The organism is Leptolyngbya sp. BL0902 (assembly GCF_016403105.1).
GTDB lineage: Bacteria > Cyanobacteriota > Cyanobacteriia > Phormidesmidales > Phormidesmidaceae > Nodosilinea.
In genome coordinates this window covers 2,698,661-2,711,308 of record NZ_CP046155.1, presented here as the reverse complement: position 1 = coordinate 2,711,308, position 12,648 = coordinate 2,698,661, and the positions used below count along the sequence as shown (strand labels likewise).

Below are 12,648 nucleotides of genomic sequence, written 5' to 3'. Positions count from 1 at the left end.
GTGGATGGGCCGGGCTGGATTCGAACCAGCGTAGGCGTAGCCAGCGGATTTACAGTCCGCCCCCATTAACCACTCGGGCACCGACCCGTCCTTTCCACAGTTATAAATCCTAACATGGAAGGTGACGGATTCTGAACAACAGGTTTCCTGTTTTTGGGCAATTTTTTAGGATTTTTTTGCACCTATTATTCTGCCTGGAGGTTTTAGGATCCAAAATCTGCCGTCATGGCAGCGAATGCCCCCTCAATCGCGAGATCGAGCCGTCCTCTCACCCCGGACGGCACCGCCCGCCCCCTAACCACGCACCAGCCAGTGCAGCACCCAGCCCCCCACAAGGCCCAGGCCACCGTATCGGATGGCCTGCCAAAAGGGTTCCCGTAGCTGCTGCCAACTCAAGAGGTGACTGGCGAGGGTGATCTCAAACTCCTCCACCGCCTGTTGAAGTTGATTTAGCTCAGCTTGGGCCTCTTCTCGCTCTGTTGTTGGCCGCTGGGAGTCGGGAGAATGGATGGGGGCCATGAGGCTTTGCAGGTGGCGAATATTGTTGATCCCCGTTTTTAGGTGCTGGAGGCGGGCTGCCAACTGATCGGCCTGGGTGCTCAGATCGTCTAGGGTGGTGGATGGCTCTGGGGTCGGCGATCCTAGGGCTCCCCGCTGGGAGGTGGTTGAGAGAGCCGCGCCGCGCCGCTGTCGATAACCGAACTTCATCAAAACTCCTGGGTCTGAGACCCCGCCCTTTCAGGACGGCTTTACATTTCAAATGATCATGCACAATAGGAAAAAAGGTCTACCCTAGTTAACCCCATTGGTTCGACACTATGACGTTTTCGCCTTCCATCGGCTTTCCCAAGGCCCATTCATCCCTGGAGTCCCTGTCGGATTTAGAACTGGCCCAGGTGCTAGCCGAGCGTTTGGCCATTCAGCCCAATGATTGGCATCGGCTGAACCGCAACCGCCAAGTCCGCGCCCAAGAACAACTGGCAGCGGCCCTCGTCTATCTCCTGAGCCAACAACCCGATGAAGCCATCCCCAGGGTAGAACAGGCCCTAGGCTGGCTAAATCGCACCGTAACGGCTCCCCCTTGTCCTACCCACGGCCAGCCCAAGGGCACCGATTCACCGTCGGCAAGCTAATCCCTTCTCGGCTGCGCTGGCAGGAAAGACCCTAGGGTGGCAGGCTTAGGCGTGGCCGATTAGAGAATAATGGGCAGACGGCGGGCGGGCGCGATGCGCTTGTTGAGGTGAAGTTCGCGACCGCCGCTGCACCAGTTCACTTGATCAAAGATTTGGTGGAGAATGTAGAGTCCTCGACCACAATCGCTCACGTGAGACTTGCATTCGTCGTAGGTAAACTCGGTGCAAGGGCAGGGATGGGAAAAGCCTTGGCCTTGATCGGCAATGACCCACCAAAAGTGAGAGCCCGTCGCGGTGTATTTGACGGACACCTGCTTGCTGGGATCAAGGCCATTACCGTGCTTCGCGGCATTAACCAGGGCTTCTTGCAGCCCTAAGCGAATTTCGGCCTGCCATTGTTTAGGAACCTCGGCCACCAAAATATCTAGCACTGGGTGTAGATATAGGGTAGAAACAAAGCTCAGCGTGCCCCACTTCTGCTGACTCAGGGGCGGAGAAGTTGCAACCACTCAACACCTCACAAACATGCTGATAGAAATGAATAATCCAGCCCAAAGAATTCTTGAAACCGCAAGTTATTGATAGGTTAGAGGCTGTTAAAGCCAGCCCTAATGAATGTTTTTTGGATAGCCCCTTTACCAGATTGTCGTTCGGTCAACCCTTGTAAAACTATGCAAAAAGCAGAGCTTCTAACACATATTTGACAAGGTCAGCCGCATGGCAATGGAAAAGAGGAAGTTATCTGTGTCTTTAACCCTGATTTTTTGGTAACATCCTCACGTGAGTAAAAGCCTTACCCAAGGTGAGCCACTCCTGATTCCGCTAGCGCCTTCTAAACTAGATTGCTGCAACTCCTCTACCATAGCAAATTTCGGGGTTGAATTTGTAGTCTGTAAAGCGTTGCCTACAATAGGGATGGCGTCACCTGGTACCCGTTGCTCCAAGCCTTACCCGTTACGGTGCTGGGCGGCGGCTTCGGCAACGATGGCCGAACTGTCTTGGGCAAGGCTTTGCAGGGCTGTTTGGGCCTCAGTCTGAGAAAATTGGGCCAGGGCTTGCACTAGGCGATGGCGCACCTGCCAATCGGGGTGGTTGGTAAAGGAGAGCAGCAGGGGAATGGCCCGCTCGTCTTGGAGTTCGCCGAGGGCACCAATGGCGGCGGTGACGACAAGATCGTTGTCGGATTTCACCGCTTCCTCCAGCAGGGCAAAGGCTTGGGGTTCGCCCAGTTCGCCCAGGGCGGCAATGATGCTGAACTGCACCAGCCACTCTCCGGTGCTGTGGTACACCGCTGCCAGGTCGGCGTAGGCGCTGCGGAGTTGTAGGCCACCAATGGCGTCGGCAGCGGCAGCCTGCACGTCGGGTTCGGGATCATTAGTCAGGGCGCGGAGCAGCAGGGGTTCTACCGTAGCGAGGTCTTGTTGACCCAGGCTGGCCAGTTGGCTGATGGCGGCATAGCGGACGCGGGCGTTGCCATCGTTGGCGGCGAGTTGGGCCAGGTCAAAGGCGGCGGCAAGGTCGAGTTCTCGCAGTTGGTTCACCGCCCGCAGGCGATCCCCATAGTCCTCGGAATGCAGTAGTTCACGCACAGAATCGGGGGTAATCGCCATTTCGTAACCTCCAGCACATAACTCCTTCCTATTACTATCGGCTATTTCGAGGCCGTTAGGATAGGGGGATCACTTGATAGTCCGGTGCTGATCGGGGTGGGCGGTGGTTTGACCCTCACCCCCAACCCCTCTCCCAAGTAGGGAGAGGGGAGCTACGGATTAGTTCACCACTTGGCTACCGTGGGCGCGGGGATCATCAATAACGGCACGGCGATTGAGGGGATCGGTGGCAATTTCCGAGGCGCGGCCTAGGGTTTGGGCATGGGGCAAGGGGGCCGAGGCAATCAGGGCATCCAGGTTATCGGCCAGGATGGAGCGGGGCTGTTCGCCAATGGCGGTGGCGATGGGGGTGCTGCCTTGGTCAAAGTAGACGAAGTGGGGGATGCCATCGACCCGGTATTCCAGCATTTCTGGGAGCCATTTGTCGTTGTCGATGTTGAGCATGACGAAATTCACCCGGTCGCCGTAGGTTTGGCGCAGGTCGGCCATTTCTGGGGCCATGGCCTGACAACTGGTACACCAATCGGCGTAGAACTCTAGCAGGGTGGGCTTGCCGTTGGTTTGGGCTAGTTCGTAGGGGGTGGCGGTTTTGGCCAGGGTGGCGAGGGAAGGGGTAGCCGACTGGGTTCGCAGCCCAAAGAAAACGGCAACGGTGAGCAGAATCGCCGCTAGGGCAACGACCAGGTTACGCAGGGTATTGCCAGAGGAAGGAACGTTTGCGGCCATGGGAATCTGAGAGAAACTAGCGGTACAGTGAAGACGGTAGCAGCCGCAAGGCCGCGCCCTTATTTAGTCTACCAGCCATGAAAAAACGGGTTAAACTCACCTTCCCCAAGCGGTCGATTCATATGCCGATCACCTATCGGCTGGCCAAGGATTTCAATATTGCCGCCAACATCATCCGCGCCCAGGTGGCCCCCAACCAGGTGGGCACGCTGGTGGTGGAACTGTCGGGGGATATCGACCAACTCAACGACGGCATCGACTGGCTGGAGGCCCAGGATATTCAGGTGTCGGTGGCCAGCGGCGAGATTGTGATTAATGAGGATCTGTGCGTCCATTGCGGTCTGTGTACCGGGGTTTGCCCCACCCGTGCCCTCACCCTCGATCCCACCAGTTTTAAGCTGGTGTTCAACCGCAGCCGCTGCATTGTGTGTGAGCAGTGCATCCCCACCTGCCCGGTGCAGGCTATTTCCACAAATTTGTAGCCCTAACGAATCCCAGCTTTTTCAAGCTGTTGGCGGAGGCGGCGGAGGTGGCTGGTGCGGCTGCTCAAGTTTGCGGTTTTTCCCTCGATCAGCACGTAGATTTTGCCGGAAAAACGGCCCGATAGCCCCGTGCGTTGGTAAACCAGAATGCCGTCGTCGCGGGCATCCGAGACTTCGCTGTAGCCCATGTCGGCCAGGATGTTGGTGAGCTGTTTCCTGAAGGTTTTTTGGTTGGGGCAGGTGAGGGCGAGGGTGCTACTGCGGTTAAGGCTGGCCCCCACGAGGCCACCGATCACCCCAAACAGGAGCCCAAACTGATTGGGCTGGCCCGTTTCTAGGCCGATCCCCAGGGTTTGGGTGGCCATCAGCGTGGTGACGAGGGCGGTGCCCACAAAGTAGTAGAGAAAGGTAAGCCCAAAGCCGGGGCCTTGGGGCAGCGTGGGGGTGTCGTCGGGGGTGGGGGTCATGGATGCAAGGCGTTAATAGCGAGGGACGGATCGGTCTACCACGGTGGAGTAGGCATCAATGCCGCCGCTGATGTTGTGGAGGTTGGTGAACCCCTGCTGGGCTAGCCACGCGCACATCTGGGCGGATCGCATTCCGTGGTGGCAGAGGACGGCGGTTTCCTTATCAGCTTCGAGCTGGCTGTGGATGGTATCGCCCCAAACCCCAAACTGGCTGAGGGGCAGGTTTACAAATCTGGGCAGGCTGGCGAGGGCCAGTTCGTCGGGTTCGCGCACGTCAATCAGTTGCAGGTCATCCCCCGCTGCCAGCCGCTGGGCCAGGGTTTCCACCGACATGGCCTGGAAGGGAGGGGGTTCAGGTGACATCGCCATAGTGAAGGAGAAGGAACAAAGAAAAACAGCGGATTAATGGAGAGCTATCCCTGGCTGGCCTATAAACTTCCAAAAATCATTCCCAACAGCACCATAAAGCCTAGCTGCACATTCTGGCGAAAAATTTTGCCGTAGAGTCGGGGGGGAGGGTTGTAGCGGCTGAGTAGGTAGGACTGGCGCGACCACAGCAGCAGGGCGATGGCTAAGCTCACCCAGTAGGGCCAAGCCAGGAAGAGAATGGCCCCCAACCACACCAGCAGAAACCAGGTGCCAAAAAAGCACAGGCTCACCACTTTAGGGGTATAGTCGCCAAAAAACAGTGCCGCCGAATTAACGCCAATCCGTCGATCATCCTCCCGGTCGGGGATGGCGTAGACGGTATCAAAGCCCAGCGTCCACAGCACCACCGCCAGCCACAAAATCCAGGCCGGGAGTTGCAGGGCACCCGTTACCGCCGCCCAGGGAATCAGCACCGCAAAGCCCCAGGCGAGAGACAGCACCAGTTGCGGCACCGGAAACACCCGCTTCGCCGCTGGGTAGAGCAAAATAAACGGCACCGCCAGCACACAGAGCCAGAAGCTCAGGGAATTCAGGTACAGCGACAGCCCATAGGCGCAGAGCAGCGACACCGCCAGCACCACGACGGCCACTGCTACTGATAGCTCACGGGAGGCTAGGGGCCGCTTTTTCGTGCGCTGCACCTGGGGATCGATATTGCGATCCCAGAGGTCATTGACCACGCACCCCGCCGCGCTGGTGGCCAGGGTGCCCAGCACAATCACCCCCACCAAGGGCCAAGGCGGTTGCCCCGCCGCCGCCAAAAACACCGACCACAGGGCTGGGATCATCAAAATCAGCCGACCCGTGGGCTTATCCCACCGCAGCAGACGCAGGATAGCCCCCACCGTGGACGGAGCAGAGGGAGATGGAGAACTGGCCATAGGTTCAGGAGAACGGGGTCGGGAGGGCAAGGGGTGAGGCTCATGGGCGAGGGTAACGGCTCAAACGTTACCCGACGCTACTTAATTCTAGGGCCGTTTGCCCCTGGAGAAAATCACCACCGCTTGCCCCTTTCGATGGCCACCGACCAGACTAGGTGAGGAAGGGGGGCGCAGGGCAATCCAACACCATCACCACGGCCCGCAGCAGTTCTGCCTCCTGGGGAGTAACGGTGCTGTCGGCTAGGACGGTGTGGGCGCAGGCATCCACAATGGCTTGCTTCAGCTTGGGGGTGGCCTGTTCTAGGGTGGCGAGGCTTTTATTGAGGTCGGTAATCTTGGCGGCGGGCAGCGCGGTGGGAAGGGTTTGTTTTTTGGCACCGGGGAGTTGATACAGGCCCGTTTTGAGGGCATAAAAGGCGTCTTCCGGTTTGGGATGACCCAGTTTGGCCAGGAGGCTGAGCAGGGTGACGGCATCGGCCCAGAGGGCATCGAGGCTGGTGACTTCGGGCTTGGCGGTGGCCTCGGTTAGCCGTTTCCGCAGAATGAGCTGAAGTACATACTCCGACAGCGATAGGCGACCGTCGGCCTTAATCAACGCTTGCAGGGTGCCGAAAAAGGTTTTCTTATCCTCGGTGCTCAGTTGGCGCAGGGCGGGTACGGTAAGCTCCAGCAGGGGCAGGGTTTGGCGGCTGTCCATGCCCTGCACCGCTGGGCGATGATCCATCATCCGCTGGGCGCTGTCTTCCCCATAGGTGGTGGCAATGACCTGGGTCTGCTGGGTTTGCACCGTCGCTTGGCTATCCAACAGTAGGGTGAATACCACTTCCCTAGCGCCTTCGGGCTGTTGTAGGGCCGCTTTGAGGGCGGGGTCGAGATCTTTCAGAAAGTCTTGCACCTGGGCCAAACGGCGACTGTCGATGGTGCCAATGGTGGCCATAAAGGCTTGGGGCGAGGTCGGAATCTGGGAGGTCGGAATCTGGGAGGTCGGAATCTGGGAGGTCGGAATCTGGGAGGGTGGCACAGATGATCGGCCCTGGGCGTAGGAGGAGGCCGCAGCGGGGGCTTCGTTGGTCAACCCCACCACTAACCCCTCTGCCAGGGTGGAGGGATGGTTATAAACTGCGCTTTGGGCAAAGTTTTGGGCAAAATTGGGCACCTTCCCCAGGCGACGGATGCGGTCTTGGAGGGGAGGATGGGTGGCAAACCAACTGCCGAACATGGCCACACCGGGCAGGGCTTCGCCAAAAAACAGGTGGCTGGCTTCCTCGGCGGTGGGAGCCATAATTTTGGAGCCGCCGGAAAGTTGCCCCAGCTTGGTCAGGGCTCCCGCGAGGCCATCGGGGTTGCGGGTAAACTGCACCGCCGAGGCATCGGCCAAGAATTCCCGCTGGCGCGACACGGCACTTTTAATCAACCGTCCACAGAGCAGCCCAATGCTGCCAATGATGGCCATGGCCAGGGCGGCAACAAAGAGGATGGCCATCCCCTTATTGTCGCTATTGCCGCTGCGGCGACCGGAGCCAAAGTTGCCATAGCGCAAAATCAATCGGCCCAGGATGTGGATTAACAAGAGCCCCTGCAACAGCCCAATCAGCTTAAGGTTGAGGCCCATATCGCCGTTGACGATGTGGCTAAATTCGTGGCCGATCACCCCCTGCAATTCGTCGCGGCTGAGTTGGTCTAGACAGCCCTTCGTGACGCCAATCACCGCTGTTTCGGGGGAAAATCCGGCGGCAAAGGCATTGATGCTGGATTCATGATCCAACAGATACACCGCTGGGATGGGCGTTCCCGACGCCAGGGCCATTTCTGCCACCACGTTCAGCAGCCGCAATTCGCCCGGATCATTGGTTTGGGGGGTTACTTCCCGCCCGCCCAGACTTCGGGCTAAGCCCGCCCCACCCTCCCGGAGAGCCACCATCTTTGTGGCACTGCCTGCCCCAATCACCAGCAGGGTGGCCAGGGCAATCAGCACCAGCAAATCTGGCCGCCACCAGGCCAGGGTGCCGTTGGTATTTCCCACCAGCGTCACCACCGCTATGGCATAAAACGCCAAAATCATCAGCACCACCGCCAACCCAAACAGGAACACAAGGTAGGTGGTGTTGCGACGGGCTTGGTCTTGCTGCTCAAAAAAATTCATGGTGCCCCAACAGTATGGGGAAGGCCATTCCCCACCAGATCTGCATTACCGAAACCGTAGAAACCGTAGGATGGGAACCGCCCACCATCGAGGAAACCATGCCCTATGACAACCGGGCTCCAGACATGGGCTGAGCCCAATTCTGAGGCCAATTTCCCTAGCTGAAGGACACCCGTGGCACCTCGCGCACCTCTGGGGCCACTTCCTCCAGGAGTTCCGCTGGGCCAAAGTTAAAGGAACTGGCGATCAGGTTGCTGGGGAAGGTTTCGCGGGTGGTGTTGTAGAAGGTGACGGCATCGTTAAACGCCTGACGGGCAAAGGAAATGCGGTTTTCTGTGGAGGACAGTTCCTCCATCAGTTGACCCATGTTTTGGTTCGCCTTGAGGTCGGGATAGCTTTCCGATAGGGCAAACAGCTTACCGAGGCTTCCGGTGAGGGCTCCCTCCGCCGCCGCCAACTGCTGCATCGCCTGGGGATCGCCCGGAGCTTGGGACGCCGCCCGACTGGCTGTAAGAGCAGAGTTCCGGGCATTGATCACGGCTGTGAGGGTACCCTGTTCGTGGGCCATATAGCCCTTAACGCTCTCCACCAGGTTAGGGATGAGGTCGTAGCGGCGCTGGAGCTGCACATCAATTTGGGCGTAGGCATTTTTGTAGCGGTTGCGCTTCGTTACCAACTGGTTGTACAGGTTGGCGATCATAAACCCGCCCGCCAGCAGCAACACCAGCACTATAATCATGAAGCCCATGGATTCGATCTCCTGATTGACTGTCGCGCCTGATCTGACCTTAACGACCTAAACGTCCATCCAGCCCCATCATATTTTCTCGGTACAGAGAGGGTCGAGGGTATCGAGCAGAACGTCGAAAAAGTTTACGTCCCGCAAAGCGGATGTCCCCCAAAGCTGGTGTCCCACGACCTGGCTATCTTCGCCCAGGACATTGGCCAGGGCTTGGCGGGGAGGAGAAACGTTAGGACACTCCACACCAAGCCCCGTCTTTTCTGCCTGACGAGAACCCTCGTCCTGCCCTACAGTGGGCTGTATCGCGATGATTTTTCACCGCCTAGGAGGTCATCGCGAACCCTTCATCGCAATTTCCTTATTGCCACATCAGCCCATGCACCAAACCTTTGACGCCGCCCTCGGGATTGACCTACTCCACGCAAACCAAACCGGAGCCGACCACAACCGTGCCCACTTTGACGAGTGGGGCATCACCTGCTTCAACCTAATGAGCAGCCCCGGTGCCGGAAAAACCGCCCTGCTGGAGCGCACCCTCGCCGGACTGCACCACGACCTCAGAATGGCCGTGATTGAAGGGGACATGACCACCGAACTCGATGCCGACCGCCTGCGTCAGTATGGCATTCCCGTGATCGCCATCAACACCGGGCGATCCTGCCATCTCGATGCCCAAATGGTGGCCGGGGGGATCCACACCTTTTCCCACACCTACGACCCCACCCAGTTTGACCTCGTGCTGGTGGAAAACGTGGGCAACCTCGTCTGCCCCGCCGAATTTGAGGTGGGCGAACACGCCAAGGTGGCCCTGCTCAGCATTACCGAAGGGGAAGACAAACCCCTGAAATACCCCATCATGTTCCAGGAGGCCGACTGTCTGCTGCTGACCAAAATGGACTTGGCCCCCTACCTAGACATCAGCCTAGAGCGCATTACGGCCAACGTCCGCCAGATGAACCCCCATGCGGCCATCCTTCCGGTTTCCGCCAAAACTGGGGAGGGCCTAGAAGCCTGGTTTAGTTGGGTGCGCCACCGCTGTCAGGCTCAATCTTCGGCCTTGGCACAGCCCCTCCAGCGTTAGGTTCACCTCTGGCGCATGGCACGGGCTCCCTATCTGCATTCATGGCCCAGATAGACACAACCAAGCCCAAGAGCGGTGGGCTCCTGGGCTTGGCTATCAGCTTTGGGGCTAGCGAGGGTAGGCTGTGTCCTCTAATTAGCTGTTAGGTTGAGCGGTAACGGCGGTGGCCCCGCTGACGCCCATGGCCACTTTTTTAGCCTGTTCCAGAACGCCAGCCGCATCGGGGTTGTACTTCAGGACGACGGTGGAACCCGTTTGGGCCACCCACAGCCCCACGTTGTCAGAGATGTTGGCTTCATCCAATGCCAAAGCCACACGCTTGGCCAGCCCGCTTTCGTCAAACAGGCCATCGAGACCCACTTTTTCGGGGGGGATGCCAGCACTGGTAGCGGCAGCAGCCACGTTTACCTTGCCAGCTTTAGCGGCTTTTTCCTCTTCTTTTTTGCCGAAAAGCTTACCTAAAAAACCCATGATTGTCTCCTTGTTGGGGCAAATTGAATAAAAGGGGGCTGATTTATATCAACTTCGGGCTTAACTTATCCTCAGACAAGCGGATAGTCAAGACTGCTTAATACAATACTCGCCAAAAGTCAGAAACCCATAAGACTCCACACCCCCCTTCCGACTTCCTACTCTCCATTCCGTCCCCCCATTCCCCATTCCCCATTCCCCATTCTCCATTCCCTACCCCCCACTCCCCTCCTGATACGCCCAATACAGCGCCTCCAAAAACGTATTCGCCGTCATCTCCGTGGGCAAGCGTTCTAGACCAATCTGATCCCGATAGCGACGGGCCAGTTGGTCGCTGACCTGGTTTTTGGCCTTGGGGCTGAGGGTCGTGCGACGTTGCAGAAAGTCTCGAATCGTAGCGAGATCATCGGGACTGAGCTTGCCCAGATCCGCCAGGGTGATCAGGTCTTTCCCGATGGCCTGGGATCGTTCGGGGATGGTGATTTGGCCGCTGGTGTTGGGGTCTACCTGCACGACTAGGGTGCCCGCCAGCCAGTCGCCGATCCGTTTTTCCTGGGGGGTGAGGAGGATGCAGAAGAAGCCCAGAAACAGGATGTCGTCCACTGGACGCAGGAGGGATCTCAGGGTGGCTTGGGCGATGCGTTCCGGTTGTCCGTCGTCGCGGATGACGCGAATTTTGGTGTAGCGCTTGCCCGGACTTTGGCCAAACCAGAGGGTTTCAAACAGCACAAAGTAGCCGATATACAGGGCAAACAGCAGCACCAGAAAAATGGCCGTTACCCAAAGCTGGATGGTGGCGGTGGCGGTGTTAAAGATGGGCTCTAAACTGAGGAGTTGGATCAGCACAATGCTGTACAGCACCGATAGGGTAAACAGCCCCAGCCCCAGGCAGAGATAGTCCACCACGAGGGCCACAGCGCGGCTGCCAATGCCCGCCAGCACAAATTCCAGCTCAATGCTTTCTGGGGTGCGGATGGTGACGGTTCTAAACAGGCCCATGGGTCAACCCTACATTCCTAGAAACCATAGGCCCAGCGGGCACGATGGCCACGGGTATCGATGTGGGTGAAACTGGTGGCGCTGGCGAGTCCTCCCCGGTTGCCCCACCAGTCATCTAGGCGTTTGTAGACATCGTGGGGGTGGATGCCGGAAACGTTGAAGTCCACCGCATCGCCCTGGAGGTGGCGGGACTGGCTGGCCCCACCCACGGCAGCATTGATAGCCCTGGGCCGATACCAGGAGTTCACCGTAATCGGGCGGTTGCCGTAGATGGCGCGAATCTCCTCCATAGCCTGGGCAATGCGAACGATGCCGTAGACCACCTGGGCGCTTTCGGGAAGGCGGGTGCCGTTGTGGGTGGCCTCGCCCCAGGTAAAGTTACCGGGATTGCCGCTGGCGGTCTTCCAGAGGATGGGGTGGTTGGTGTAGTAGATGGCGCTAAATCCGGGGAAGCGCATGGCCATGCCGGGATCCTTGGGGGTGGCCGCTTGCTTCACCGGGCTGTGATCCTGGGGCCGATTGTTGGGTTCGTTGCCGTTAATTTCCACATCGGGGACGTAGGCGTACCAGGTGTTGCGCTGCTGTGGCCCTAGCCCCGCCCCCTCCAGGGCCACTTTGATGTGGTTGCGCTCTACGCTGCCGTAGGAATTGAGCCAGAACACGGTGCCTTTTTTGGTAAATACCTGATCGGCCTCGCTGAGTTCGGCGGAAAGCTGGGGCTGGGCCTTGAGCAGGGTATCGCTGATGACGCGCAGTTCTTGGCGGCTGCCGGAGATTTTCACGTCGGGCTGATAGACGTACCAGGTATGGCGCTGCTCTGGCCCTAGGTTAGCCCCTGCTAGGGTGATTTTGAAATGATTCCCCAGGGCAGGCAGATAGCCCAGCAAATTGTATTGGGTGCCCGTTTTTACAAAGACTTTTTGGGCCTCAGCAAGCTGACTGGAGAGGGTGGGCGCTTGCTTGAATAGGGTGTCGCTAATCACCGTGAGCTGCACCGAGGTCTGAATTTCCACGTCCGGTTCGTAGACCAGCCAAATCAGCGTGTCGGCATCGAGGCTGGGCTGGGCCAACACCACCTGCCAATGGTCGCCCAAGTCCACGTAGTACTGGATATCTAGGGTTTGCCCCGCTGGAACACTCACCTTCTCTGCTTCCGGCAACTGATCCGCCGGAGCCAGACGTTTTTTGAAGTAGGTCTCTTGCTTGGTTTTTAGGTACATAACATCGCCCTACCCTTGGTACGTGGCTAATCCAGAGTCACCGCTTACGGACGGCAAACCTGTGGCAGTCTGCCTATAGTTATGCCCAAATTCTAGAGCATTGACACATTCTGCCCTAGGGTATGCCACCGCCTCACCACTATGGGGGATGTGAAGCTGAAGCCATTGTTTCAAAATGCCCCTATGCGTAAACACTTACAACGTTTGTTTGAGCGCTCAGGACTCCTGGGTTATAGGTAAGTACAGTTTGGCAGGGGTGCCGTG

15 protein-coding genes and 1 tRNA gene are annotated in these 12,648 nt (G+C 58.2%); 3 read left to right on the top strand and 13 right to left on the bottom strand.

Translation table 11 applies throughout. The features are described 5' to 3' along the window. Window positions 1-5: 5 nt before the first annotated feature. Together GFS31_RS11950 and GFS31_RS11945 are read right to left on the bottom strand one after the other, a co-directional pair. Window positions 6-87, bottom strand: a tRNA-Tyr gene (locus GFS31_RS11950). A gap of 207 nt (window positions 88-294) precedes the next feature. Further along, window positions 295-708, bottom strand: a complete 414-nt coding sequence (locus tag GFS31_RS11945) for a hypothetical protein (RefSeq protein ID WP_198805044.1) — start codon at window positions 706-708, stop codon at window positions 295-297. A gap of 110 nt (window positions 709-818) precedes the next feature. On the opposite strand from GFS31_RS11945, the gene GFS31_RS11940 reads away from it, so the two are divergent. Then, window positions 819-1,133 (top strand): DUF6439 family protein, encoded by a 315-nt coding sequence (locus GFS31_RS11940; RefSeq protein WP_198805043.1) that lies wholly within the window; start codon window positions 819-821, stop codon window positions 1,131-1,133. 59 nt (window positions 1,134-1,192) lie between these two features. Here the strand turns inward: GFS31_RS11940 and GFS31_RS11935 are convergent, their stop codons facing one another. From GFS31_RS11935 to GFS31_RS11925, 3 genes are all read right to left on the bottom strand, one after another. Further along, the gene (locus GFS31_RS11935) at window positions 1,193-1,642 is read right to left on the bottom strand and encodes an ATP-binding protein (protein WP_198805042.1); all 450 of its coding nucleotides are present in this window, start codon (window positions 1,640-1,642) and stop codon (window positions 1,193-1,195) included. Between the two features lie 438 nt (window positions 1,643-2,080). Next, window positions 2,081-2,743: a phycobilisome degradation protein NblB gene (gene nblB, locus GFS31_RS11930; protein ID WP_198805041.1), complete on the bottom strand. Its 663-nt coding sequence runs from the start codon at window positions 2,741-2,743 to the stop codon at window positions 2,081-2,083. Window positions 2,744-2,902: 159 nt separating this feature from the next. Next, window positions 2,903-3,469: a thioredoxin family protein gene (locus GFS31_RS11925; RefSeq protein WP_198805040.1), complete on the bottom strand. Its 567-nt coding sequence runs from the start codon at window positions 3,467-3,469 to the stop codon at window positions 2,903-2,905. Between the two features lie 77 nt (window positions 3,470-3,546). On the opposite strand from GFS31_RS11925, the gene GFS31_RS11920 reads away from it, so the two are divergent. Then, on the top strand, window positions 3,547-3,951 hold the full coding sequence (locus GFS31_RS11920) for an NIL domain-containing protein (RefSeq protein WP_198805039.1): 405 nt from the start codon (window positions 3,547-3,549) through the stop codon (window positions 3,949-3,951). A gap of 2 nt (window positions 3,952-3,953) precedes the next feature. Here the strand turns inward: GFS31_RS11920 and GFS31_RS11915 are convergent, their stop codons facing one another. From GFS31_RS11915 to GFS31_RS11895, 5 genes are all read right to left on the bottom strand, one after another. Beyond that, on the bottom strand, window positions 3,954-4,418 hold the full coding sequence (locus GFS31_RS11915) for a hypothetical protein (RefSeq protein WP_198805038.1): 465 nt from the start codon (window positions 4,416-4,418) through the stop codon (window positions 3,954-3,956). Between the two features lie 12 nt (window positions 4,419-4,430). After that, window positions 4,431-4,787, bottom strand: a complete 357-nt coding sequence (locus tag GFS31_RS11910) for a rhodanese-like domain-containing protein (protein ID WP_198805037.1) — start codon at window positions 4,785-4,787, stop codon at window positions 4,431-4,433. A gap of 59 nt (window positions 4,788-4,846) precedes the next feature. After that, window positions 4,847-5,728: a 4-hydroxybenzoate solanesyltransferase gene (locus GFS31_RS11905; RefSeq protein WP_198805036.1), complete on the bottom strand. Its 882-nt coding sequence runs from the start codon at window positions 5,726-5,728 to the stop codon at window positions 4,847-4,849. 151 nt (window positions 5,729-5,879) lie between these two features. Then, a complete protein-coding gene (locus GFS31_RS11900) occupies window positions 5,880-7,871 on the bottom strand; it encodes a M48 family metallopeptidase (RefSeq protein ID WP_198805035.1) in 1,992 nt (663 codons plus the stop codon). Between the two features lie 157 nt (window positions 7,872-8,028). Further along, window positions 8,029-8,619 (bottom strand): LemA family protein, encoded by a 591-nt coding sequence (locus GFS31_RS11895; protein WP_198805034.1) that lies wholly within the window; start codon window positions 8,617-8,619, stop codon window positions 8,029-8,031. Between the two features lie 370 nt (window positions 8,620-8,989). On the opposite strand from GFS31_RS11895, the gene hypB reads away from it, so the two are divergent. After that, window positions 8,990-9,694 carry a hydrogenase nickel incorporation protein HypB gene (gene hypB / locus GFS31_RS11890; RefSeq protein WP_198805033.1) on the top strand — a complete coding sequence of 235 codons (705 nt, stop codon included), beginning with the start codon at window positions 8,990-8,992 and terminating at the stop codon, window positions 9,692-9,694. A 135-nt stretch (window positions 9,695-9,829) separates the two neighbouring features. Here the strand turns inward: hypB and GFS31_RS11885 are convergent, their stop codons facing one another. The 3 genes from GFS31_RS11885 to GFS31_RS11875 form a co-directional block, all read right to left on the bottom strand. Then, window positions 9,830-10,165, bottom strand: a complete 336-nt coding sequence (locus GFS31_RS11885) for a hypothetical protein (RefSeq protein WP_198805032.1) — start codon at window positions 10,163-10,165, stop codon at window positions 9,830-9,832. Window positions 10,166-10,378: 213 nt separating this feature from the next. Then, on the bottom strand, window positions 10,379-11,164 hold the full coding sequence (locus tag GFS31_RS11880) for an RDD family protein (RefSeq protein WP_198805031.1): 786 nt from the start codon (window positions 11,162-11,164) through the stop codon (window positions 10,379-10,381). A 17-nt stretch (window positions 11,165-11,181) separates the two neighbouring features. Beyond that, window positions 11,182-12,384: a D-Ala-D-Ala carboxypeptidase family metallohydrolase gene (locus GFS31_RS11875; protein ID WP_198805030.1), complete on the bottom strand. Its 1,203-nt coding sequence runs from the start codon at window positions 12,382-12,384 to the stop codon at window positions 11,182-11,184. Between the last annotated feature and the right edge of the window lie 264 nt (window positions 12,385-12,648).

What these genes read in the sequence shown, in the direction of transcription:
- GFS31_RS11945 (WP_198805044.1), bottom strand. Translation starts at nt 708, where the DNA reads ATGAAGTTCGGTTATCGACAGCGGCGCGGCGCGGCTCTCTCAACCACC.
- GFS31_RS11940 (WP_198805043.1), top strand. Translation starts at nt 819, where the DNA reads ATGACGTTTTCGCCTTCCATCGGCTTTCCCAAGGCCCATTCATCCCTG.
- nblB (WP_198805041.1), bottom strand. Translation starts at nt 2,743, where the DNA reads ATGGCGATTACCCCCGATTCTGTGCGTGAACTACTGCATTCCGAGGAC.
- GFS31_RS11925 (WP_198805040.1), bottom strand. Translation starts at nt 3,469, where the DNA reads ATGGCCGCAAACGTTCCTTCCTCTGGCAATACCCTGCGTAACCTGGTC.
- GFS31_RS11920 (WP_198805039.1), top strand. Translation starts at nt 3,547, where the DNA reads ATGAAAAAACGGGTTAAACTCACCTTCCCCAAGCGGTCGATTCATATG.
- GFS31_RS11915 (WP_198805038.1), bottom strand. Translation starts at nt 4,418, where the DNA reads ATGACCCCCACCCCCGACGACACCCCCACGCTGCCCCAAGGCCCCGGC.
- GFS31_RS11910 (WP_198805037.1), bottom strand. Translation starts at nt 4,787, where the DNA reads ATGGCGATGTCACCTGAACCCCCTCCCTTCCAGGCCATGTCGGTGGAA.
- GFS31_RS11905 (WP_198805036.1), bottom strand. Translation starts at nt 5,728, where the DNA reads ATGGCCAGTTCTCCATCTCCCTCTGCTCCGTCCACGGTGGGGGCTATC.
- GFS31_RS11900 (WP_198805035.1), bottom strand. Translation starts at nt 7,871, where the DNA reads ATGAATTTTTTTGAGCAGCAAGACCAAGCCCGTCGCAACACCACCTAC.
- GFS31_RS11895 (WP_198805034.1), bottom strand. Translation starts at nt 8,619, where the DNA reads ATGGGCTTCATGATTATAGTGCTGGTGTTGCTGCTGGCGGGCGGGTTT.
- hypB (WP_198805033.1), top strand. Translation starts at nt 8,990, where the DNA reads ATGCACCAAACCTTTGACGCCGCCCTCGGGATTGACCTACTCCACGCA.
- GFS31_RS11885 (WP_198805032.1), bottom strand. Translation starts at nt 10,165, where the DNA reads ATGGGTTTTTTAGGTAAGCTTTTCGGCAAAAAAGAAGAGGAAAAAGCC.
- GFS31_RS11880 (WP_198805031.1), bottom strand. Translation starts at nt 11,164, where the DNA reads ATGGGCCTGTTTAGAACCGTCACCATCCGCACCCCAGAAAGCATTGAG.
- GFS31_RS11875 (WP_198805030.1), bottom strand. Translation starts at nt 12,384, where the DNA reads ATGTACCTAAAAACCAAGCAAGAGACCTACTTCAAAAAACGTCTGGCT.